At 38.5% G+C, this 22,670-nt stretch carries 17 protein-coding genes and 1 pseudogene; 15 read left to right on the top strand and 3 right to left on the bottom strand.

Annotated features, from left to right (window positions below; genetic code table 11):
- Positions 1-23: 23 nt before the first annotated feature.
- Both C6W18_RS16440 and pdaA read left to right on the top strand, forming a co-directional pair.
- Positions 24-215, top strand: coding sequence for an SE1561 family protein (locus C6W18_RS16440; RefSeq protein WP_034323464.1), 192 nt, complete (start codon positions 24-26; stop codon positions 213-215).
- A 114-nt stretch (positions 216-329) separates the two neighbouring features.
- Positions 330-1,109 (top strand): delta-lactam-biosynthetic de-N-acetylase, encoded by a 780-nt coding sequence (gene pdaA, locus C6W18_RS16435; protein ID WP_411266078.1) that lies wholly within the window; start codon positions 330-332, stop codon positions 1,107-1,109.
- Between the two features lie 34 nt (positions 1,110-1,143).
- On the opposite strand, the gene corA is transcribed toward pdaA, so the two are convergent.
- Together corA and C6W18_RS16425 are read right to left on the bottom strand one after the other, a co-directional pair.
- On the bottom strand, positions 1,144-2,103 hold the full coding sequence (gene corA, locus C6W18_RS16430) for a magnesium/cobalt transporter CorA (RefSeq protein ID WP_105928270.1): 960 nt from the start codon (positions 2,101-2,103) through the stop codon (positions 1,144-1,146).
- Positions 2,104-2,234: 131 nt separating this feature from the next.
- Positions 2,235-2,741, bottom strand: coding sequence for a hypothetical protein (locus C6W18_RS16425; RefSeq protein ID WP_034323456.1), 507 nt, complete (start codon positions 2,739-2,741; stop codon positions 2,235-2,237).
- Between the two features lie 434 nt (positions 2,742-3,175).
- Here C6W18_RS16425 and C6W18_RS16420 point away from each other — a divergent pair, with 434 nt between their 5' ends.
- From C6W18_RS16420 to C6W18_RS16365, 12 genes and pseudogenes are all read left to right on the top strand, one after another.
- Positions 3,176-4,045, top strand: coding sequence for a DNA-3-methyladenine glycosylase family protein (locus C6W18_RS16420; RefSeq protein WP_105928269.1), 870 nt, complete (start codon positions 3,176-3,178; stop codon positions 4,043-4,045).
- A 101-nt stretch (positions 4,046-4,146) separates the two neighbouring features.
- Positions 4,147-5,532 carry a 23S rRNA (uracil(1939)-C(5))-methyltransferase RlmD gene (rlmD, locus tag C6W18_RS16415; protein ID WP_105928268.1) on the top strand — a complete coding sequence of 462 codons (1,386 nt, stop codon included), beginning with the start codon at positions 4,147-4,149 and terminating at the stop codon, positions 5,530-5,532.
- 126 nt (positions 5,533-5,658) lie between these two features.
- Complete coding sequence (locus tag C6W18_RS16410; RefSeq protein ID WP_105928267.1) at positions 5,659-6,069, top strand: DUF6508 domain-containing protein; 411 nt, start codon at positions 5,659-5,661, stop codon at positions 6,067-6,069.
- Positions 6,070-6,105: 36 nt separating this feature from the next.
- Complete coding sequence (locus C6W18_RS16405; RefSeq protein ID WP_105928266.1) at positions 6,106-7,020, top strand: hypothetical protein; 915 nt, start codon at positions 6,106-6,108, stop codon at positions 7,018-7,020.
- 16 nt (positions 7,021-7,036) lie between these two features.
- Positions 7,037-7,549 (top strand): hypothetical protein, encoded by a 513-nt coding sequence (locus C6W18_RS16400; RefSeq protein ID WP_044139722.1) that lies wholly within the window; start codon positions 7,037-7,039, stop codon positions 7,547-7,549.
- Between the two features lie 284 nt (positions 7,550-7,833).
- Positions 7,834-8,649: a MerR family transcriptional regulator gene (locus tag C6W18_RS16395; RefSeq protein WP_105928265.1), complete on the top strand. Its 816-nt coding sequence runs from the start codon at positions 7,834-7,836 to the stop codon at positions 8,647-8,649.
- A 49-nt stretch (positions 8,650-8,698) separates the two neighbouring features.
- On the top strand, positions 8,699-9,886 hold the full coding sequence (locus tag C6W18_RS16390) for an MFS transporter (RefSeq protein ID WP_105928264.1): 1,188 nt from the start codon (positions 8,699-8,701) through the stop codon (positions 9,884-9,886).
- A gap of 226 nt (positions 9,887-10,112) precedes the next feature.
- Positions 10,113-10,943, top strand: a complete 831-nt coding sequence (locus C6W18_RS16385; protein ID WP_105928263.1) for a DNA alkylation repair protein — start codon at positions 10,113-10,115, stop codon at positions 10,941-10,943.
- 174 nt (positions 10,944-11,117) lie between these two features.
- Positions 11,118-11,480 (top strand): annotated as a pseudogene (locus C6W18_RS16380) (His/Gly/Thr/Pro-type tRNA ligase C-terminal domain-containing protein); the annotation flags it as partial.
- Positions 11,481-11,657: 177 nt separating this feature from the next.
- The gene (locus C6W18_RS16375; protein WP_105928262.1) at positions 11,658-12,227 is read left to right on the top strand and encodes a hypothetical protein; all 570 of its coding nucleotides are present in this window, start codon (positions 11,658-11,660) and stop codon (positions 12,225-12,227) included.
- A gap of 30 nt (positions 12,228-12,257) precedes the next feature.
- Entirely contained in the window at positions 12,258-13,538 is a 1,281-nt protein-coding gene (locus tag C6W18_RS16370) for a hypothetical protein (protein WP_105928261.1), read from the top strand.
- Between the two features lie 368 nt (positions 13,539-13,906).
- Positions 13,907-14,188: a hypothetical protein gene (locus C6W18_RS16365; RefSeq protein ID WP_024425245.1), complete on the top strand. Its 282-nt coding sequence runs from the start codon at positions 13,907-13,909 to the stop codon at positions 14,186-14,188.
- 84 nt (positions 14,189-14,272) lie between these two features.
- On the opposite strand, the gene C6W18_RS16360 is transcribed toward C6W18_RS16365, so the two are convergent.
- Complete coding sequence (locus tag C6W18_RS16360) at positions 14,273-15,781, bottom strand: AcpB/EbpR/MafR family transcriptional regulator (RefSeq protein WP_105928260.1); 1,509 nt, start codon at positions 15,779-15,781, stop codon at positions 14,273-14,275.
- A 704-nt stretch (positions 15,782-16,485) separates the two neighbouring features.
- On the opposite strand from C6W18_RS16360, the gene C6W18_RS16355 reads away from it, so the two are divergent.
- Positions 16,486-22,638 carry a SpaA isopeptide-forming pilin-related protein gene (locus C6W18_RS16355; RefSeq protein ID WP_105928259.1) on the top strand — a complete coding sequence of 2,051 codons (6,153 nt, stop codon included), beginning with the start codon at positions 16,486-16,488 and terminating at the stop codon, positions 22,636-22,638.
- Positions 22,639-22,670 lie beyond the last annotated feature (32 nt).

The following is a 22,670-nucleotide window of genomic DNA, read 5'->3' as shown; positions in this document are numbered from 1 at the left end:
CAAATGCTAAAGGGAGTGTATCTATGGGCAAGGCAGCTGATAGTAAAGAGCAGCAGGTTGATTATTTAAAGAACCGATTAGATATGTTTATGAATGTGATTGATTCATTAGATCCCGAATCAACAGACGTTGAAGATATAGACAGATTGATCCAGATGATTGACGATCTAGAAGCGAAATATGAACGGTTTAAAAAAGATTGGAAGGAAGAATAGCTCGCACTTGTGCGGGCTTTTTTCTTTAAATTGGCAGGCGAATGGACGTATGAGTCTCGGTCATATTCTGCACAATAAAAGAAAAACCGGGAAGTGACGTAGATGAAAAAATATATGCTGATCTGTTTATGTGTGCTTTTTGTTTCAATGCCTCTGTCAGAAGCAGCAGCTGAGTCTAATAAGCCCATCCATTGGGGATTTGCTAAAAGTAAAGAGCACAAGCCAGCAGATGCTGGGAAGGAACTGACGACACTTTTAAAAAAGTATGATGCTTTCTATTTAGGAAACACGAAAAAGAAAGAGATTTACTTTACATTCGATAATGGTTATGAAAATGGGTACACACCCAAAATTTTAGATGTGCTGAAAAAACACCAAGTACCAGGCACCTTTTTTGTGACAGGGCACTTCGTGAAGGATCAGCCGCAGCTTGTGAAACGTATGGCAGAGGAAGGACATATCATCGGGAACCACTCCTATCACCATCCTGACTTAACGAAAAAAAGTGCGAAAGAAATCAAAGAAGAGCTAGGCAGTGTAAATGAAGCCGTGTACAAAATTACGGGAAAACAAGATAACCTCTATTTACGTCCACCGCGCGGGGTATTTAGCGAAAGAGTATTAAAGGAAACAAAGAGGCTTGGCTACCAAACCGTTTTCTGGTCAGTTGCCTTTGTGGATTGGCATATCCATCATCAAAAAGGAAAACAGTATGCCTACGATCAAATGATGAAACAGGCACATCCAGGTGCGATTTACTTACTCCATACCGTCTCAAGAGACAATGCCGAGGCACTGGATGATGCGATCACATCTCTCAAAAAACAGGGGTATTCCTTTAAAAGTCTAGACGATCTCATGCTTGAAAAAGTATGGCATCTGCCTCAATTATAGAAAAAAGCTTGCAGAGAAACTGCAGGCTTTTTAGTTATTTAAAAATCCGAAACCACCCTTTATGCTTAAACCATAAAAGCATACCCGAGACGAGCAGACCCATGAAAATAAGCACGCCAAAATAGCCGTATTTCCAGTGCAATTCAGGCATGTTATCAAAGTTCATCCCGTAAACCCCAACGATAAAGGTCAGTGGAATAAAAATAGTCGACACAATCGTCAGTGTCATCATAATCGCATTCATCCGATTGGAATTCAGCGTCTGATAGCTGTCTCTTAAATCTGCTGTCATGTCTCTGTTCGACTCGACAATCTCTGTCAATTTCAGAAGGTGATCATAGATATCATTGAAATAGGCTTGCCGGTTTTTGTCGTTTTTCATCATATTAATGTTCACGATACGGTACAAAAGGTCTCTCATCGGAATAATGGTCCTTCTTAGCTTTAACAAGTCTGAGCGAATCCCGAATACTTCGTTCATTAAAGTACCATACGTTTTATGACCTTCTTCATCTTCAATCTCATTCAGCCTGTCTTCAATTTGATAAATAATCGGGAAATAATCATCAACCAGATCATCAATCAGCATGTAGGCAAGATGCTCAGGTCCACTATTTCGCGCGTGATCAGATGTTTTTAGCTTTCGAATCACACGATCAATGTAAGGTGCTTCCTTTAAGTGAAAGGTGACAATAAAACTTTCACCAACAAACAAGTCTACTTCCTCTGAACGAAGTGTTTTTTGATTGAGAGCATGAAGAACAAAAAATAAATACTCTTCATAAAAATCAAGCTTAGGCCGCTGCAAATAATGGAAGCAATCTTCAATTGAAAGCGGATGAAACTGAAAGAATTCCTTCAGTAGCGCTGCTTCTTTTTCCGTTGGCGCATGAAAGTCAATCCAATACCAGGCGATATCGGGGCTTGAAAGCTGCTGCAATGTTGCATGTTCAATCAAGTCTCCGTTTTTTGTCACTGCAAGTTTTTTCAGCATATACACCCCTCCAGACTTGCATTATATCATGAAGCAGCGTGCACAAACTTATTCATCTTATCCACAAAAAAGCCGATCTCATAATCGAGATCGGTCCATGAGCGTGTATGATTGATGAATAAAAGCGAGAATTAAGGACGACGGAAGTTAACGAAACCACCGTTACGGTCAAACCAGCCTCTAAATGCCCAGTTGATGTAGCCGCCGTCACCTTTATTTGTGAAAGATCCATTTTCAAATACCCAAACTCCGTAAGTAATGCTTCCGTATTTCACAGTAGCGAACGTTTTGACACCGCTGAAACGAGTCTCGTAGCCTTGGCTTAAGTTAAATACCATGACATTGTATTTAGCGCCAGCAGCATAGAAAGCAGACTCCATTAAACCTTTGACAAAGCCTTCACGGTTTGTGTTTGCATTTGCAGCATTGATCAGTGCATTTGCAATTCCAAGAACGTCAAAGTTAATGTTTACGTTTGTTGCATTTGTAGATGCTTTACCTTCAGCAGCTTTGTTTAAAACAGTTTGCTGAACAGTTGTTGAAACTGGAGCAGTTTTTTGCTCAGCAGCATCAGCGAATACTGGTAGTGTTGAAGAAACAGCAGTGGCAAGGGCAACAGAAAGAATTGTTTTTTTCATTGGTCGGATCTCCTTTGTTTTTGAATTTTGGGTCTTCTTTTTCGTAAAACGTGAAACTAGGTGAAGCCGGTAATCAATGAGGTAAATATGTTCCTGCAAGATGAAACAAATGATTGCCTAATCCGCTTATTTCTTTGTTCACCTCCTTGATATGTCATAATTATACAAATATTTTTGAAATAGAAGATATCACCCATAGGTTCTATTTCTAATTTAAGGAAAATGATCCTAAAATGTTTAAGATTGCTGTCGAATTTTAGCTAAATTCGACTAAAAATGTTCATCAATCCAAAAGGAGAATGACCATAAATAAGGAAGATATAACTGATAAATTCTTGTACTCTTTATATTTAAAAGTATTCAATATAGAGAATCATTCATGCAAAGTGAAACAATCACATCTGCGTGTGCTGGCAGAAAGGAAGAGGAAAAACATGTGGGAAAAACACCTATTGGTTGAACCGCCCTATCACTTCGATCAAGTGCTAAGACGCTTATCAAGTGATCCATTAAAGGCAGTCAATTTGAATAGAAGAGAAATCAAAGTACCGATGAGGCTGAATCAAAAGCCGTACGTGGTGGTCGTTCAAGCCACAGGAACAAAAGAAGCGCCTACATTCCGGGTGCAAGCAAACGGCCCTGAGGAACCCATCATTTCTGAGGTGAAGCGGATTTTTGGCATGGAGCATCAATTACACGTTGTTCATAACCATTTTTCTCAAACAAATCTTGCGTCGATTTTCGAACGTCATATCGGAACACCGCTCATGCTGGACTTCCATTTATATCATTGTTTGATGAAATGCATCATTCATCAGCAGCTCAATCTTGCGTTTGCTTATGAGCTCACGAAACGGTTTGTTCATTCGTACGGTGAGCAAATAGAAGGCGTTTGGTTTGATCCTTTACCGGAAACCATCGCATCACTTGAAACAGACGATCTGAGAAAGCTCCAATTCAGTCAGCGGAAGGCGGAATACGTCATTGATGTATCTAAGCGAATTGTGAGCGGCTCTCTGGATTTGGAGGAATTACACGACTTAACGGATAATGAAATTGAAGAACGTCTGCTTCCGATTAGAGGGATTGGACCTTGGACAGTTCAAAATGTTCTCATGAATGGGCTTGGAAGACCCAATCTCTTTCCGATGGCAGATATCGGTATTCAAAATGCGATCAAGCGGCACTTTGACCTGCCTGAAAAGCCGACAAAAGAAGAGATGGCAGCATTAAGCAAGGAGTGGACCCCTTATTTAAGCTACGCTTCTTTATATTTATGGAGAAGCATCGAGACAGACAAATAAATGAAACGCATTTTCTCTCTTTGTCCAAGTCATGATATACTAATGAGATGGAATAAAATGAGGACAACCTATAAAGGTTCAGATAGAACGGAGAGAATGAAGTGAACGAAAAACAGCAAGGTGCCCTTTTGCAAAAGGGACAGCAGTTCCCGCTTACCATCAAACGCCTTGGCATTAATGGTGAAGGGGTCGGTTATTTTAAAAAGCAAGTGGTCTTTGTCCCGGGTGCGCTTCCAGGTGAGGAAGTGGTCGTTGAAGCAACAAATGTACAGGCGAAATATGCAGAAGGTACGGTTAGGAAAGTGCGAAAACGCTCGGAGCATCGAGTGAAACCGCCATGTCCAGTATACGAGCAGTGTGGCGGCTGTCAGCTTCAGCATTTGGCGTACGAGCAGCAGCTAAAGGAAAAACGTGATATTGTCATTCAATCAATGGAACGACACACAAAGCTATCGGTCGAAACGCTAGACATTCGACCAACGATCGGCATGGAAGATCCGTGGCACTACCGGAACAAAAGTCAGTTCCAAGTAGGGCGATCTCATAGCGGTGACATCATCGCTGGGCTTTATGGACTGAATTCTCATAAGCTTGTGCCAATCAAGGAATGTATCGTCCAGCATCCGAAAACGAACAAAACAACGGGCGTTGTCCGCAAAATTTTAGAGAAATTCGGCGTATCGGTTTACAATGAACGGACAAGAAAAGGTGACGTGCGATCGATTGTCGTGCGAGTTGGCTTTGAAACAGGTGAAGTACAAGTCGTTCTTGTCACATCAAAACCTGAATTTCCAAAGAAAAAAGAAATTGCCGAAGCCATTCAAAAACGTCTGCCAGAAGTGACATCCATTATGCACAATATCAATGGCGAAAAAACGTCTGTCATTTTTGGACATAAGACATCACACTTAGCAGGCAACATGGTCATCCAAGAATTTTTAGGAGACGTTTCATTTGAACTAAGTGCACGTGCATTCTTCCAATTGAATCCGAAACAGACATTAAAGCTTTACGACGAAGCAAAAAAAGCAGCCAAGCTGACAGGAAAAGAAAAGCTCGTCGATGCGTATTGCGGTGTTGGGACCATTGGTATGTGGCTTTCAGATGGCGCCAAAGAAGTAAGAGGAATGGATGTCATCAAAGAATCAATTGATGATGCCAAGAAAAATGCCAAAAAACACGGCATGAAAAACACAACCTATGTGACAGGAACAGCGGAACACTGGCTGCCAAAATGGGTCAAAGAAGGCTTCCGTCCTGACGTCATCGTCGTGGACCCGCCAAGAACAGGCTGCGAAAGCACCTTCTTAGACACCGTCAAACAAGTCAAACCAAAACGCTTTGTCTACGTCTCTTGCAACCCTTCTACACTAGCAAAAGACCTCGAATACATGTCAAAAGACTACAAAATCGAATACATGCAGCCAGTGGATATGTTTCCTCATACGGCGCATGTGGAGACCGTTGTATCAATGGTAAGAGTGTAAAATGTGAAATGAATAAAGAATGTCCGTGATTTGAATACTGGCTTCTAGCTTGTAGGATGATTACGGATTTTTTTATATACTGATCCATAGGTGTCGATTAAATAAATGAAATAGAGGAGAATAAGAATGAGCCAATTCGAGATGTTGACTAAATACATACCAATGCTTCAGGAGGATCATATAGGAGAATGGGTAATAGATAAAGAAAATGATGGAACAGCGGAACACCCCATTCAGATGCCCTATGTGAATTATTCCGAAACGGTCTGTCGTTTTATCGAGGATGTCTATACCTTTGCAGAACAACATCAAGAAATGGAGCTTACCCGCTACAGTGAGATCCTCAAAGAAAATGGCATTGAGGGTGGAACGAACGATATGGAGAATGTGGACATCTCAAATTTAAATGCGCAGTGTGTACTGGCTCTCATCATGGGGGTTGTGAGAGCTGAGCGATTTTGCGAGGGTGTCATACTCGATTTCTTTAAAATTGGAAACATGTTGAAGTGTCTTGAAAGATTGGATTGTTTAGAGTAAGAGAGGCTAAGTTTTGAATTAGGAAAAAATGAGAGTTTGCAGATTGAGAGAGCTTTAAAAACATGTAATACAGAAAAGGAGTATTTAAAGAAAAAAGAAAAAGAAATATCTAAAATTTCAGAAGAAGACTTTGAAGAGTTAGAAAAATTAATATTTAGTGAAGAAGAAGAAGAAGATCTGAAAATTATTGAAGAAATGAAAGAACAATTGGATTTTGAGCATGAAGATAAAAAAGATAGTCTTATTGATAGCAGTGACGTCATAGTTCAAATAAAAGGGAAAAATGAATCTAATGAAGAATTTGTTTTAGGCTTTGGGTTCGAAATTGGGGACAATGTAATAAATATTTCTTCAGAAACTAATAATGGTAAGTTAACAGAGTATGAAATTAAATTAGATACTCTGTTAGAGGATTCATTTAGTGCAACTATGAAAAACCTAAAAACAAATGAAAAAGTAGATGTTGAATTAAATGATGAGGAATTTAAAACATCTGTTTTTTGGATTCCTGCTTTAGGAGCAGTAGTAACTGTAAGTATGCTTGAAGCTTTAGCTATAAGTGTCGGACTTGCTACACTGATATATTTTGCTGCTCAAGGTTTATTATCACTTAAATCTGGAGCTTTATGGGTAGCTGGAAAGGTAGCTAATAACAATACAAAAAATAAAAGATATGTTCATTATGAAGCCATGAGAACATCAAATTCAATAGGTTTATGGGTGGGACCTGGTAGATCTAAGAAGAAGGCAATTTCTCGTTTGAAACGCCATTTAGATACTTGGAGTATCGGATCAGTAAATGCACGACTTATTGCAAAAGGGGCCTCTCCCACAGGGAGATATAGATATAATAAGGCACATAAAGCTTCTAAAGGAAAACGTACATTCACACATTATCATCCTTATGAATTAAAATCTCATGCATTTTACGGGAGTGGTAAAGTTTGGTGAAAAATGAGGTGATCAAATGAAAAGTAAAACAAATTTAACTGAGGCTTTTCCTCCTATGAAAATAAAAAAAATTGATCATATTTTATTATATGATCTTGATGCAATAAAAATTGAAAAAGAAGATGAACGTATAAAATTCATTTTACAAGATCCCTATTGTCCTGATAAACATCATATTCACAGTGTGTATGTCATTTATAAGAAGTCTATACTCAATTTACTTGAAGGTAGGATTCGTTCTATTCATAGTCATGAATTCATGACTGCTAAGAAAAAGGATCGAACGATTTCTATAGAAGATATAGAATATGTATTAGAGATGGCTACAGTTGTGGTTCTTGCAAGTGAAAATAATGTAATATTGACGAATTATTTTTATAGTGGTGTCGGAGAAAGGTTAGATTGTATTTTTAATCTATGCTTAGGTTATTCAACAGATTTACAAAAGAAAGAGCATAAAGTAAGTTTGCAACGATTTATGGATGATATAAAGATTGTTGAGCAGATGGGATTGTTAGAAAAATTTTAATCGATAATAGTTGTAAATTTACAAAGTAACTCAAATTGTTTACATATAATTAGAATCAAAAAATTAGCAAAACCTAGATTTTAAGACATCTAGGTTTTTTTTGCGTAACAGCAGTTATTTCATGGTGACTGAATGCTTGATAGATGATGAATGCGAAGTCGGAGTCTACATTCTTCAACTTAGTCTAATGATAATACGAATGAATATTAAAATCTCCTGTTGACTTTCCCCTTAACTGAAAGGTTTATACTGTGATCAGATCAACAAAACGGAGGAGATGCAGGATGTTCAAAATCGGTGATTTTTCTATGTTAAGTAAAGTCCCTGTCAAAACGTTAAGATATTATGACCAAATTGATTTATTAAAGCCTAAACAGATCGATCAAGATTCGGGCTACCGATATTACTCAGCGGAGCAGCTGCTTGAGGTGAATCGAATTTTTCTCTACAAGGAATTAGGTTTTACATTAAAGCAAATGGCTCAGCTTCTTCGTGAAGATATTTCTGTGGAGCAGATTCAGGGCATGTTTCTGCTGAAAGAGAGTGAGATTCAGCAATTGATCGGGAGGGAACAACAGAAATTAGCGCGTATTAAGGAACGGATGCACCTCATTAGGCGAGAGGGGTGTGTGGAGAAAGAGCAGGAGGTCATCATCAAATCCGTTGAAAGTAAACGCATTATGTCTTTTCAATCCAACGGGTCTGTTGACGAGATCCCTTCATTCTTTCAAACGTTTCATCATTTGTTACATAAAAATCAGCAAGAATCGATTACGGGGCCACAAATGGTGTTATGGAGGGAATCACTTGCAAAAGAAAGTGAGTTCGAATTTGAAGTTGGGTATTCTGTCAAAGCGTTAAGGGGTTCTCTTCCTAAGGGAATTAAGATACGTTCATTACCAGCCGAAGAAACGATGGCTACGCTATTATTTCATTCACATTCTCCATTTGCTCAAACTGCTTGTATCGACTTGGCCACATGGATTGAAAGTAACGGATATCGCATGAAAGAAGATCAGCCGGGGCGAGAGATTTATTACCCATTGTCTGAAGATCAAGAAGGTAGACTCATTGAAATTCAAATTCCCATTCAAGAATAAATCATCAAGACCTCAAATCGTATATGTTGCCCAAAGGAGAAAAGCGACTATGAAAAATAAAGCCGTTGTCTATTTGCTTGCTTTAGCAGCCTTTTTAATCGGAACGATAGAATATATCATCACAGGAATTATCCAAATGGTCGCAGATGATTTACATGTAACGACGTCTACTGCTGGTTTATTGGTCACTGCCTTAGCGCTTTCAGCAGCAATCGGCGCACCTATTGTCATTGCACTGACCATCAATATAGACCGCAGAAAAATATTATCATGGATGCTCATCATTTTTATATTGAGTAATATCGTCACAAGTTTTAGCCATTCTTTTGAGATGGTTCTGATGACAAGAATTTTACAAGGGGTAAGTGGAGGAACTGCGATTGTGGTGGCGATGGCTGTTGCAACTCGTCTTGTGGAACGTGAAAAAAGAGGAACGGCGATTGGCATCATTTTAATGGGATTAAGCAGTTCCTTGGTTTTAGGTGTGCCAATCGGGACATTTCTAAGCAGCATGATCGGATGGAAAGCATTGTTCGCAGCTATTGGATTGATCACTATCATTCCGCTGATTGTTGTGCATAGGCGCATCCCTTCTATGAAAGAACAAGAACCGGTGACGCTAGGAATGCAATTATCAATATTAAAAGATAAGAGAATTTTGCTTGCGGTAGCAGTGACACTCTTTTATGTAGGTGGATATTCCACTTTATTTACCTATTTAACACCCTTCCTGCAAGAATCAGCAAACCTTAGTATCACAGAAATCAGTGGTATTTTGTTACTGGCGGGAATATGCAGCTTTTTAGGCTCCAGCCTTGGAGGGATTGCAGCAGATAAAAAAGGCCCAACATTCACGATTTTCTCTGGCATCATCTTGCAAATCATTATGCTCATGTTACTAGCATTTGTGACAGGAAACCTTGTGGTCATGGTAGCTGTTATCATGATGTGGATGATCGCTACATGGAGTACATCGCCAGCTCAGCAGCTATATCTTGTGACACTTGTACCAAAATCTCCTGATATCGCATTAAGTGTCAATACATCATTTATTCAATTCGGCTTTGCTTTAGGATCGGGTTTAGGGGGGCTTGTGATAAGCAGGACATCTGTATTGAACCTGAGCTGGATCAGTGCTGGAACGGTTCTTCTCGCTTTACTTATGACCATCCTGATGGTGGCGTTTGACCGAATCTCTCAGCATAAGAGTTTGAAGGTGATGGAGCAAGGAAGGTAACATGATAGATTCACTAGTGATCACACAAATTCAGTTTTGTATTGAGGAACTACTCATTTCGGGTAGTTTTTTTTTGCGATTTGAATAATGCACCAGCTGAGTTGTTTATTTGCTACAATAGGAGTGAATATCCAAAGATTAAAGGCATCAATTTTATATTAGCTTTTAGGGGTCCGAAAATAATGAATGTCAAACAAAAGTACTACTAGACAGGAGAGAATACATCATGCCAATAAGTGAGGAGATCATCAATCGAAAAGGTGCTCGAAAGGGGATTGATATCCCTCATGACGTCTTGATCCTTTTGAATCAGGGAAAAATAGAGAGTGTGAATTTAACTGAATGGCTGGCTGTCAATCATATGACGTTAATACAGCATGTTTTGCCATCCATTGGTTTAGACCATCATTTAGACGATGTATCATCTGAGGTCACTCAACAAAAGGCTGAGTCTGGAATGAAAGCAATTCGTCTCATCGGTCAATTGTTAGATGAAGTGCTACAGAAAGAGAATGGGGAAAAACAAGCGGAAGTGCTACAGGCATTTACTCACCACGTATCTGATAGTGTTCGCTGTTGGGCTGCTTATATGAACAAACAGCGTTCATCATCTTTGGAAGAGAAACTAGCGTACATTCAGCCATTTGCAGCTGATCACCATTTTGGTGTTCGAGAAATTGCTTGGATGTCAGTGAGAGAAAGTCTAAGTCATCAGCTCGACCAAAGTATAGAACATTTAACAGAATGGGCAAAAAGCGAGGATGAACATATTCGTCGATTCGCTGTAGAGGCGATCCGTCCGAGAGGTGTATGGACAAAGCATATTGAGTTATTAAAACAAGAGCCAGAGAGGGCACTGCCTATTCTAGATTACCTCAAATCTGATCCATCGACATATGTTCAAGATTCTGTAGGAAACTGGCTTAATGACGCTAGTAAAACACAGCCGAATTGGGTACAAAACCTGTGCGATAAGTGGTCAAAGGATTCTGATACAAAAGCGACTAGCAGAATTGTTAAGAAAGCCAAGAGAACGATTGTGAAGGGGAATTTGTGAACAACGACATGAACTGAATTTCTTTATTGAGGAGTTATCTATCAATAAATCATTCACAAAAGAAAATCTCTTGCTAGTGAGAGCTGAATATTTTTTGTTCGCCGATTGCTCCATTTCGTGGGGCTTTTCTTTTTTTTCTTTTTCAGTAAAAAGTCTAGAAACATGTGTCTCATCGGTATTCTGATCGAGCATTTTGCAGGTGCCTTCCCGTTATGGCTAGCACCAGTACAAGTACAAATCATACCTGTCTCAAGCGTTCACCTTGATCACTGCTTGGAAGTTCAACAGCAATTAAGAAGTATAGGGATAAGAGTCACAATCGATGAACGGGATGAAAAACTCGGCTATAAAATAAGAGAAGCACAAATGCAAAAAATCCCTTATATCGCTGTGATTGGCGATACAGAAATGAAAGAAAAAACGCTTAATATCAGGCAGCATGGAGAAAAGGCTTCAGAGCAGCTGTCTATGGAGGACTTTAAACGGTTGGTAGCTCAACAAATAAAAGATAGAACGGTTGCTCAAGAAATGATGTGATGCGTGTCAGCATGTAAGATACGAAGGATTGGACGTTCATTGAATGATGGGCGTCTTTTCATTTGTGAAAAAACCGAATATGCGATGCAAAGGGAAAATATTGAAACATTTACTCAATAAAATCGTAATATAGATAGAGCGCTCATCAGAAACATTTGAAACGGAGAGGAGCATTACATGGAACAAGCAATGCTAAAAAAAATGAGAACAAAACAAATAGTCGCCTCTAATTTAATAGCCGGCATCATGATCGTCGCTTTTTTTATCTTGATTCAAATTTTTGAAATTCGATTTGCACATTTCTTTTTTTGTTTAGGAATTTTCATGCTCCTTCAAGGTATTTTAGGTTTTATCAAAAAAGGATCAACGAAGTCTTTCATTCCCATTTTCGAGCAGGTAGCTATATATGAAAAAGAGAAACTGGGGAAAGAGTGGGAGAAAGAACAGAGGATGGAGAATATTTGGAAAGTGGTATTGAGTGGCATTATGTTCTTTCAATCATTTAGCTTCCAAAATGTCACGAATCCATTCTTTGATATAGAACCTATATTTCTAATTTTTTTATTGGTTATTGCTCTAGCCCTTATCAATGTAAGCATGCTTTTTCGCTTTAGAAAAATTGACCGTTCTACTGAAGAGCATGAATTAAAAGGGTATACAAAGGAATCAAATATGATGGCAATGGTTTTAGGGCTCTTGACAGTTATCATTATATTTTTCTTTATCATCGTCTTTGTCCTTCCATAAAAAATCACTTAACATGTTGAGGTGAAACAAATGAATGCAAACATACAACAATTGATAGATCAGACAAGGATGAAATTTGGCTTAGATCATTACCTTTTAAAAAGATACGGTTTTAGCCGTTACGTCAATGTCATCAATGAAACAATTTATAAATTGAATATGGAGTGGTTCCCTCCTCGTCACACTGAACCTGAAGACGATGATTCAAACCCTGAAGGAACAGCAGTCATTGAGGTGAATTTGAACACAGGTCAATTTGAAACGGTTATTTTTGTTATGGACAAGACTTACGCTAAGAATGGTGTGACATTTGACAGTCAGCATCCCGATGACATCTACCAATGGGTGGAACAAGAAACAGGGTTGATCTATGGGGAGCATTTTCATTTGCAAAAAGAAGAAAAGGGAGAACTCCATTTTCATGAAAGCATCGATAGTGTTCCAGTTTCGCCTTCTGGAACGATTGAAGTAACCTGGGATGAAAATGGACAACTCACGTCCTTTATTCATCATGGCCCATTTATAGCGAAAAAAGTGCTGAGAGCGGAAGAATATACGCTTTCTATTGATATGATCGAGAGCTTAGCTAAGCAACAGGTCCAGCGGTTTGAATGGCCTTCCTTCGAGCAGAATCGAATCCGTTCTGTTTATGCGTTAGAAGAGATCTATGTCAAGAACGATGGAACAGGAAATATTCCGTTTGAAATTGGGCGTGAAGAAACTCATTGCATACACTTGAATCAGGTCATGGAGTGGAATGAACCGTTAAACAAATCCTTTGAAAAAAAAGAAATGAATATACATGAAGACATTTCAGCTGAACAAGCCTTCTCATTGGAACCTTCGCCAGATACAATCCCGATATCAAAAGAGGAGCAGGATGAGTGTATAAAAGCGGTACGAACCTTTTTGCGACAGAAATATTCAAAGGATACAGGAAAGTGGGTCCTCACAACACTGCATCGTGATCATGGTTACATCCATGCGATCTTAAAAACGAGACAGCAAGAAGGAAGTGGTTTTTTGGATAAAATCAAGGTCTTCATTGATGCCAGCTCTTTTGAAGCGGTCAATTACATAGATAAGAAAGAGATGTTTCAGGTGTGCGGGATACTCGACCCTTTTCAAGCACCCAGTGAAATCACTCTATCAAAGGAAGAAGCCTTTGAAAAATTGAGAGAGTACTTGGAGCTTACACCCATCTATGTCTATGACGATGCGCAAAAACAATATGTTTTATGCGGGAAGCTTGATTGCCATTATGGCGTGGATGCAGCCAGTGGCAAAGTGGTTCCATTACAGGACATTTGAAGTAATAAAGCCAAACGCTTTACGACTTTTTAAAGAACAGTGAGGAGCTGTTCTTTTTTCTGTCTATTTAACCTATTTTTTGAAGAAAAATGGAATTTTGTAGCAGGAAGTTGTCATTTCATCACGAAAGAAACAGATAAGAATATGATCATAGGTCCATCGTTTGGATTCGTGGTTGAGTCAATGAGAAGATATAATAAACGTCATACAAACTAAACAGTCGGGACAGTACAATTGATCTCTAGAAAAGAGAAATTGTGTCTCTAGTCGTATACGAAAATACGTGGGCTGAGATCATATGATGAGTTGATAACGTTTGTTTTTAGGTGAGCTTGAAGTCATGATAGAAGAAAGTGAGGATATCTACCTTGAGTACATTGGAAGTGTTTCGTCAGTTTTTGGTTGACCATTATCCTGCGTTACAAGATGAGCTTTGGCTGAAAGATGTTGATACCCTTCGAATCTCTCCTATTCTTCATCCTTTTCTGAAAAGCAAGCTGCCAGAGGGGATCGAAAAATTCACTTGTGTGCTATTCACGCAGCAGACAGATCAAACAGCTGCCCCGCTCAAAGTATACCTTCTATTAGATGAATATGAGCAATCACTTTACGCCATTGATTTGATGAATGAACAAATAGCGCTTCATTAATGAATGAAAAAGATGGAAGCTGAAATTGGAAAAAGCTGTTGAGAGGTTCTCAGCAGCTTTTTTATGATGAAGTTTCTACATCAATCAGTCGGTCATATCAACTATTCTTCGGTGCAAGTTGTGTAATTCTTTCTTGGTTGGAAAAGAGCTGATTAACAGAGTAGATCGTCCAAATTGAATAGGAAGCTCAGTATCCGTCACAATGATATCAATTTGAAGTTGAGCCATTGTCGATTCATTTAAAGTATTTTCAGGACTTGTGAAAATGTGAATAAGAGGAGGTACTCTCAATTTAATTAAATCTGCAATAAACAAACTGTGATTATAGCCTAGTGTTGAAATAACAAAAATGTTCAACATGTTTCTTCGCTCCATTTCCAATTGAACAAGTCCTCTCCAATTAGACGTAATGATTCGAATCAATTCTCGCTCGTTCTTGACAAAAGAAGCTAGTATATCATCTGTTTTTGACTCTTGAATGATATGAGAGATTCTTGAATAAAAGTATGGAAGCTGCTTTTTCACCTCTGATATATAGCGCGATTTCTTTTTGAAGAGAAATCCATCTCTTCCGGTAATTTCATTAGAATACACATAATGTTGGAGAAGAAGTAATGTCAGTACCTTTCGATTCGCGATTTCTGTATGGTAAATTAATTCCAATTGATCGATAAATGAATGGATGGCTTCATATAGACGCGGCGTATGTGACTGAAAGAATGTTAATTTTTCTTCGACAGACTCAATTGATTTAAAGTGACCGATAGCTGGTTCGATCAATAGTAAAAAGACAAACTCATGATGGTCTAGCATTATATCAAATTTGTCTTTCATCCTTCGACAAATCTGCTCCTCCCATGCTTTGATTTGATAATAGATACTCTTAGCTGTAGAAGACTGATTTTCTTCGTTCATTGAGTACGTATAGTTGCGTTTTATTGTGAAATTTTTTCTGATTCGGTGAATGGAAACGCCGAGCCACAGGCAGTATTTATCAATGGCGGCATCTGGTACATTGACTTCAATCACCTGAAATAGGTCTTGTAATAGATCAGCTGCATCTTGTTTTTGAATCTCATCAAACGGCCAAAGTCTGCTTCCGTACACTTCAAATAAAAACTCGACAAAGAAATGACGTATTTCCTTCTCATTTCCATAGAACTGCATACTATCTGGACGTAACTCAATGTCATAGGATGTAAGCACGGAATTGATTTTATTGATTGTGTTATACATTGTTGATCTGCTGATATTGAGAATGTCCATCCATTCATAGAAAGACATGTTTTGTTCGAAAAAAATCCCATCGATCAAACGTATTTCGATATTATCTTTTAGAATTTCCTTGGTATAGTAGTCCACTCGTAAGGTCTGCGTAAAACAAATGGAAATGCCCTGTCTTGGTTTTATACGGATTAATGGTTCCCCTTCCTCTGTTTGAAATGATTTCATCTGTTCTAAATCGCTTTGTATCGCACGAACAGAGCCGATCTTCTCATCTGATATTTCTTGAAGAGTCCACCATTTATTTTTGGATACAAGCAGTTTTAAAATATTGATCCATCTCTTTGATTTATTATCAATGAGTTCCATTAAACAAATACTCCTTTCTCTTGTTTGCGTCCCAATAAAGAATATGTAATGACCAGAATAGGCATGAAATGATTGTAATGTTTAGGATATATTGTTTTGTCTTCTCTTTTGATTATAAAAGAGAAAAAAATTAGACGAAATCGAAATTTATTAGCTCATTTACCATTTTTTTCTTATAAAAAGATATGAGCAAGTCATAAATATCATAAAAATGGATCGTTTTAGAAATTTTGTTTATTTTTTTGCTGCTAAAACGGTAAATGTAAGAATAAAAAGCAGAGGATTTTTGATTAACATATGTAGGGGAACAAAGAGGAATGCTGTCTACACGATGCTGCACTGTCTCACCACCATACCATACATACAAGCTTGTGTTCATATGATCGGACCATATGTGAGTACATGCTTATATACGCATGTATTAAATAGTATATTGATCATTCAAGCATAAATAGATACGTAACACTTGTTCAATCAATGATTCCTCTCAACATTCCCCACTTTTCCACGACCACTATTCCACCACATGATTCATTCACATGAGCATCTTTTATACGAAGTATTATTTTTCTCTTTGAATGCATAGGGTCTTAAGGTGTGATTTTATTGGGAAATATTTCATGAATAAGCGGGGTGAGTTTTTACAGCACAATTATGGGTGATTTAACTTGATTTGAAATTGATTTAAGAAAAGGGTGAATGGATTGAAAAGAATTTTGTCACTGACTCTCATCATTGTATTAGTCATACAGTCTAGCATATTAGGAATCTTGCCTTTGGCAAATGCACAAGCTAAGGAATTTCAACAAAAAGACATTTATCGCAACATTGAATTCGCTGACAACGAAGGGAATATTTTATCAGACAATGAAGACCGGAAAATCAGTAAAGCCATTGTGCATTGGTCAATCAAAGGAATCGATATAAAAAAAGGATATCCGTATGTTCTCTCTCTTCCTTCAACAGTTCAGGTAGAGAAGGAACAAAAAGATTCGATCATTGTCAATCAAATACATGTTGGCGATTATACCGTTTCTAAACAAAATGAAGTGACGGTAGTATTGAAAGAAGATGTTGAGCTTGATCCCAATTTAGAAGGATCATTCGTATTTGATATAACCAGTACAGCGGAACAAAAAGAAGAAACAAAGCAAAATCAGTCTAAAGAAAACCTTGCTACAGATGACTCAATAAAAGCGGAGCAAGAAAATACAAGCAAGGTGAAAGAAGACACTCAACCGAAACAAAAACAAAGCAATGAGGATGAGTTGCTAAAAAATAAAGTCGAAGTATCTAAAAGTTTAGGATTACAAAGTGCTACTCAGCAAACGCTTATTAAAGAAAATATTCTCACTGATGCTCATTTAATGTATGAAGATCAGCAAGGGAACCCAGTCGATAGGCCTGATATTAACTCGCTTATTTCGATGAACTATGAGTGGGCACTTCCGAATGGGCATAGCTACAATGGTGGGGATGAATTCCATTTCAAGGTTCCTGATGAATTAGTCATTTACGAAAAAATCAATCGTCTTGAGATGAAATTTAATCAGGCGACCATTGGTTATTTTTCTGTAGATGAAAGTGGAAATGCCTCCATAGAGTTCACTGATTTTATTAAGCAATATTCAAACATCCATGGAACGCTCCAAATTTGGACGAAATTAGATCAACAAACAGTCATCACTGAAGACAAAGAAATCATTATTACCCCGATTGAAGGCAAGGATACCGTCTCTATTCCCATCAATTACCTTCCAAGTGGTCCAAACGTTTCAAAAAAGGGAGAGCCAAATCGATCGTACAATGCTGAAACCATTCAATGGACAGTAGATTTTAACATGGACTTAGATGATATCAAGCAAGCCAAGCTAGTGGATCCGATTCAAAACGGTCAATCTTTGAAAAAAGATTCAATGAAGCTTTATCGCGTTGATACAAAGCTAAATGGTGAAACATCGATTGGCCAACTGGTTGATGAAAGCCACTACACAATAGGTCAAACAGCAGATGGTCAAGATTTCACGATTGAATTTAAAGATGAAGTGCACCTTGCTTATCGTTTAGTATATGAGACTGACATCACAGATCAGGATCAGTCTACGTTTCGTAATAAAGCATCACTAGTCTCCGCTGATAAGGTAATTAGTGCTGCAGAAGGAACAGTAAATGTAACAAGAGGCAGTCCTTTAGAAAAAAGGGCCGCTCACTACGATCCAGTGACCCAGACCATTACATGGGAAATTCGTTATAACTATAACGAAAAGACGATTGCCAAAAAGGATGCTTTTTTAGAGGACTTTTTTAATGGCACACAGGAGCTCATTTCCGGTTCATTTCAAGTGAAGGAAGTAACAATTGATCAGAATGGCGCTGAATCAGGAACAAAGGATTATGAAGATTACACCATTCAAGATCAAAAAAAGGGAGATCAAAACGGATTTGCTTTTCAATTCAATCATGATATTCAATCAGCCTATCTCATCACGTATCAAACAAAAGCCACTGAGCGCATTTTCGAGGCTGAACAAATTGTAAATACCGTGACGACTGGCGATCAGAGCAAACAAGCCAATCAAAGAATTGATCAACAGATCTTGACGAAACATCATGGAACACCGAACTACAAGAACAAAACGATTCCTTGGAGTATCACCTTCAACAAAGATCAACAAACCATGAACAATCTGACAATAAAAGATACTTTCACAAATGAAGGGTTGACGCTGCAAAAGGATAGTTTGAAGGTCATGACAGGGAATACAGTGCTTGAAGAGGGCACTGATTATCAAATCGTCGAGCATGAAAATGGGTTTGATATTCAATTTGCAAAAGAAATTAAGACTGAGCATACCATCACGTATACAACTTCATTTGATTATGAAAAAAGAGCGGATAAAGATCAAAAAAATCTGCGTAATCATGTGAAGCTTGAATGGACCAATGAAGATGGGAAGGACCTGACGAAGGAAAACGATTCTGTTTTCACGCCTGACACATATACACAATCAAATGGCTTTAAAAATGGGTCCTACAATGCGAAAACGAAAGAGATCACATGGAATATTGGTGTGAACTATAACCTGAAACATTTAGATGAGGCGAGAATTGAAGATTTCATCCAAGGGAATCAGCGCTTGATAAAAGATTCAATTACAATTTATTCGCTTGATCTACAAGGTGGAGAAAATGGCACTGAAGAAAAAGAGGTTTTAGCTAAAGAAGATTATGAAATCAAATTCCTTGAAAATGCAAAAGGAGAAACAGGATTCGAAGTTATCTTCAAAAAAGCAATCGATTCACCATACAAGATCACGTATAAGACGAGTCTTGAAGGGATGAATTTAGTAGAGAAAACGTATGAGAATACAGCGACTCTTTATGAAGGAAACACAAAAGAATCTGATGTGAATGCCACGGTTTCTATTCCAAATGGCGGGAAATACACGAGCAAATCCGGAAATCAACAAGGGAAAGTGATTGATTGGAGACTGAATATCAACTTTGGTCAATCAACAGTGCAAGATGCAACGATCATAGATCATCCAAGTGCTAACCAAGCATTAATAGAAAATTCTTTTCATCTCTATACGACGACAATAGATGAAAAGGGGCAAGTGACAAAAAAGGATGAACTGGAAAAAGGAAAGGATTTTGAGTTAAACCTCGAACTCAATCCAGATTCTTTTCAAATCCAATTTAAAGAAGAAATCACCAGACCGTATATCCTAGAATACCAATCTCTTATTTTAGATAAGGTGGGAAGTACACTTCAAAACGAAGTGACGTTTAGAGGTGAAAATGTTCAAGAAATAAAAAAAGAATCTGAAGCCTCAATTGTTGTAAAACGCACCGCTGGTATGGGAGATGGAACGGGAGCTGTTGGTGCTTTAACCATTAAAAAGGTAGATGCGAGTAGTGGAAAAGCGCTAAAAGGAGCGAGCTTCTCCTTGTTAGATACTGCGAGTGGAATCGTCATTGGAACAAAGACGACAGATGAAGAAGGATCTCTCATATTTGATCGTCTATTGTATGGTGACTATACAGTAACAGAAGTGAAAGCACCTGATGGTTATATCAAGAGCAATGAACCGATCCATGTATCAATTGATCAGCCTTACGAATCAGGAGATCAAGCGAAAACAGGAAACGTCATGACCGTGCAGAACCAAGAAATTAAGCAGCATGTCAAATTGACGAAAAAAGACAAAGATACAGGTGCGGCATTAGAGAATGCGGAATTTGAACTCAAGAATGAAGCCGGAGATACAATTCAAACCAATTTGAAAACAGATGAAAATGGAGAAATCCTTTTCAAAGACCTTGAGCCAGGCTCCTATTATTTTGTTGAGACAAAAGCACCGAAAGGCTATCAACTAAATACTCAGAAATGGCCGTTCACAATCAAAGAGAATCAAACAGAAACAACCACAGTAACCGCAGTGAATGACATTGTCAAAGGCTCTGCAGAACTGAGCAAAATGGGTGAAGGCGGGGAAAGACTAGCAGGCGCACAATTCAAGCTTTTAGATAAAGATGGGCATGAATTGGATGGAACGCTTGTGACAGGAAAAGACGGCAAGATCACAATGAACGAACTAAGACCAGGTGCGTATCAGTTGATCGAAACAAAAGCACCTGAAGGTTATGAGTTAGATGATACGCCGCTCAAATTTGAAGTTCCGCTTGATCCAAAAGAGCCGGTCATCATTTCGAAAAAGAATCTTTATCAAACAAGTGCATTAGAAGTGATGAAAGAAGGGGAAGATGGCAAGAAGCTTCAAGGTGTTCGTTTTGAAGTGATTGATCAGAATGGCGAAGTCGTTCGTAAAGATTTGAAAACAGATCAGGATGGAAAGCTATTCATCAACAACCTCAAACCAGGTAAATATCAGCTAGTGGAGACAGAGAGTGTCGAGGGCTATCAAAAGAAGAGTACACCTTATCCTTTTACCATCGAAGTTGCACAAAAAACACCGACAGAGATGAAAGTAATCAATGATTTAAAAACGGGAGCTGTCCAGCTCACGAAGCTCGGCGAAAAGAATGATGTGCTTGAAGGAGCAGAATTCAAGCTCTTAGATGCAAATGGAAAAGAGATTGAAGCTGGCCTCGTCACAGATCGGGATGGGAAGATCACAATCAACGATCTTAAACCAGGAACCTATCAGTTTGTTGAAACGAAAGCCCCATTTGGTCATGAACTTGATGAAACACCTGTCACCTTCGCTATTCCATTTAACCCTCAGAAGATGGTAAGCGTCACAAAAGAAAATAGCCGAACAACAGGCGGGGTCTTGTTACACAAAAAAGGGGAAGATGGGAAATCATTAGAAGGTGTTGTCTTTGATCTATCTGATGCCAACGGAAAAATAGTGGCAGGAGGAGAAGGGATCGCTACCAATCAAGATGGAAAGATCGTGTTCTCAGGTCTAAAACCAGGAACCTACCAATTTGTTGAAAGAAAGAGTATCGAAGGCTATGAATTGAGCGAAACACCACTTGTATTTGAGGTGAAACTAGGCCAAAAAGAGCTGATTCATGTTGAGGCAATCAATCAGTTGAAGAAAGGTTCAGTTGAACTGACAAAAATAGGGGAAGAAAAAGAAAGACTCAAAGGCGCAGAATTTACACTCTTAAATGACGATGGAAAAGAATTGATGTCGGGGTTGAAAACCAACGAGAAAGGCATCATCACTGTGAACGATTTAAGACCAGGTGCCTACCAATTGGTTGAAACGAAGGCACCATTCGGACATGAACTGGATTCAGAGCCAGTAGATTTTAAGATCGATTTCAACCCAAATAAAATGGTCAAAGTCACAAAAGAAAATATCCGGATGACAAGCGCTGTGAAGCTTCAGAAAAAAGGAGAGGATGGTCAGTTACTCACTGGAGCGACCTTCGATCTAATCGATGAGCATGATAAGCGAATCAAGAAAGGATTGAAAACAGACCAAAATGGTCAATTGACTGTTGATCAACTGAAGCCAGGAACCTATCGCTTTGTCGAAACAGCAAGCATTGCTGGCTATGAATTGGATCAGACACCTATCCCATTTACGATTCGTCTAGGTCAAGACAAACCGGCAAAAGTAGAAATGATCAATCAGCTTACACCGGGAGCAGTAGAATTGACCAAAGTCGATGATAAAGGACATAAGCTAGAAAATGCAGAGTTTGCTCTTCTTAATGGAGAAGGAAAAACGTTGAAGAAATCACTTGTAACTGATCAAGCGGGGAAAATCAACATCAATGACCTAAAACCAGGGGATTATCAATTCATTGAAACGAAAGCGCCGCATGGCTATCAATTAGATGACAAACCGATCCTATTTACCATTGAGAAAAATCAGCAGCAGCCACTTCAATTAACAGCGAAGAATCAATTGATCTTAGGAAGTCTGCGTATCATAAAGGTAGACCAGCAAACAGATAGAACCTTAAAAGGAGCAGCCTTTGACATTCGTGAAAAAGCCGGAAAAACCATACAATCTGTGACAACCGGAAAAGACGGAGAAGCCATAGTAAAAGGGCTTAAACCTGGTGATTATATACTCACAGAGACGAGAGCACCAAATGGTTACGTTCCTTTAAAGAAGCCAATCGAGTTTACAATTGAAATGGGTCAAGTGAAGATCAAGACAATGATTGTGAAAAATTCACCAGTGAAGAATGAACAGGATCATTCCAATCCTCCAAGCTCTCATAAAGGTGATCAAAACCCGCCTCATCATACAAACGATGAGCTTCCAAAGACTGGAGAAGAATGGCTGCGCTATTTGATGTATGTAGGTATTTTATTAGTCGCTTCAGGAACTGTTCTTCTTGTTGTCAGAAGAAGAGCCACCCAGTAAAAGGAAGGAACGAGTCTATTGACGAAAACAAG

Origin of the sequence: Bacillus sp. LLTC93 (assembly GCF_002993125.1) — a bacterium.
GTDB classification, from domain to species: Bacteria; Bacillota; Bacilli; order Bacillales; family Bacillaceae; genus Bacillus; species Bacillus zhangzhouensis.
This window is presented reverse-complemented; position numbering and strand designations above follow the sequence as displayed.

What these genes read in the sequence shown, in the direction of transcription:
- C6W18_RS16410 (WP_105928267.1), top strand. Translation starts at nt 5,659, where the DNA reads ATGAGCCAATTCGAGATGTTGACTAAATACATACCAATGCTTCAGGAG.
- C6W18_RS16425 (WP_034323456.1), bottom strand. Translation starts at nt 2,741, where the DNA reads ATGAAAAAAACAATTCTTTCTGTTGCCCTTGCCACTGCTGTTTCTTCA.
- C6W18_RS16390 (WP_105928264.1), top strand. Translation starts at nt 8,699, where the DNA reads ATGAAAAATAAAGCCGTTGTCTATTTGCTTGCTTTAGCAGCCTTTTTA.
- C6W18_RS16400 (WP_044139722.1), top strand. Translation starts at nt 7,037, where the DNA reads ATGAAAAGTAAAACAAATTTAACTGAGGCTTTTCCTCCTATGAAAATA.
- C6W18_RS16440 (WP_034323464.1), top strand. Translation starts at nt 24, where the DNA reads ATGGGCAAGGCAGCTGATAGTAAAGAGCAGCAGGTTGATTATTTAAAG.
- C6W18_RS16375 (WP_105928262.1), top strand. Translation starts at nt 11,658, where the DNA reads ATGGAACAAGCAATGCTAAAAAAAATGAGAACAAAACAAATAGTCGCC.
- C6W18_RS16360 (WP_105928260.1), bottom strand. Translation starts at nt 15,781, where the DNA reads ATGGAACTCATTGATAATAAATCAAAGAGATGGATCAATATTTTAAAA.
- C6W18_RS16370 (WP_105928261.1), top strand. Translation starts at nt 12,258, where the DNA reads ATGAATGCAAACATACAACAATTGATAGATCAGACAAGGATGAAATTT.
- corA (WP_105928270.1), bottom strand. Translation starts at nt 2,103, where the DNA reads ATGCTGAAAAAACTTGCAGTGACAAAAAACGGAGACTTGATTGAACAT.
- C6W18_RS16420 (WP_105928269.1), top strand. Translation starts at nt 3,176, where the DNA reads ATGTGGGAAAAACACCTATTGGTTGAACCGCCCTATCACTTCGATCAA.
- C6W18_RS16385 (WP_105928263.1), top strand. Translation starts at nt 10,113, where the DNA reads ATGCCAATAAGTGAGGAGATCATCAATCGAAAAGGTGCTCGAAAGGGG.
- C6W18_RS16395 (WP_105928265.1), top strand. Translation starts at nt 7,834, where the DNA reads ATGTTCAAAATCGGTGATTTTTCTATGTTAAGTAAAGTCCCTGTCAAA.
- pdaA (WP_411266078.1), top strand. Translation starts at nt 330, where the DNA reads ATGCTGATCTGTTTATGTGTGCTTTTTGTTTCAATGCCTCTGTCAGAA.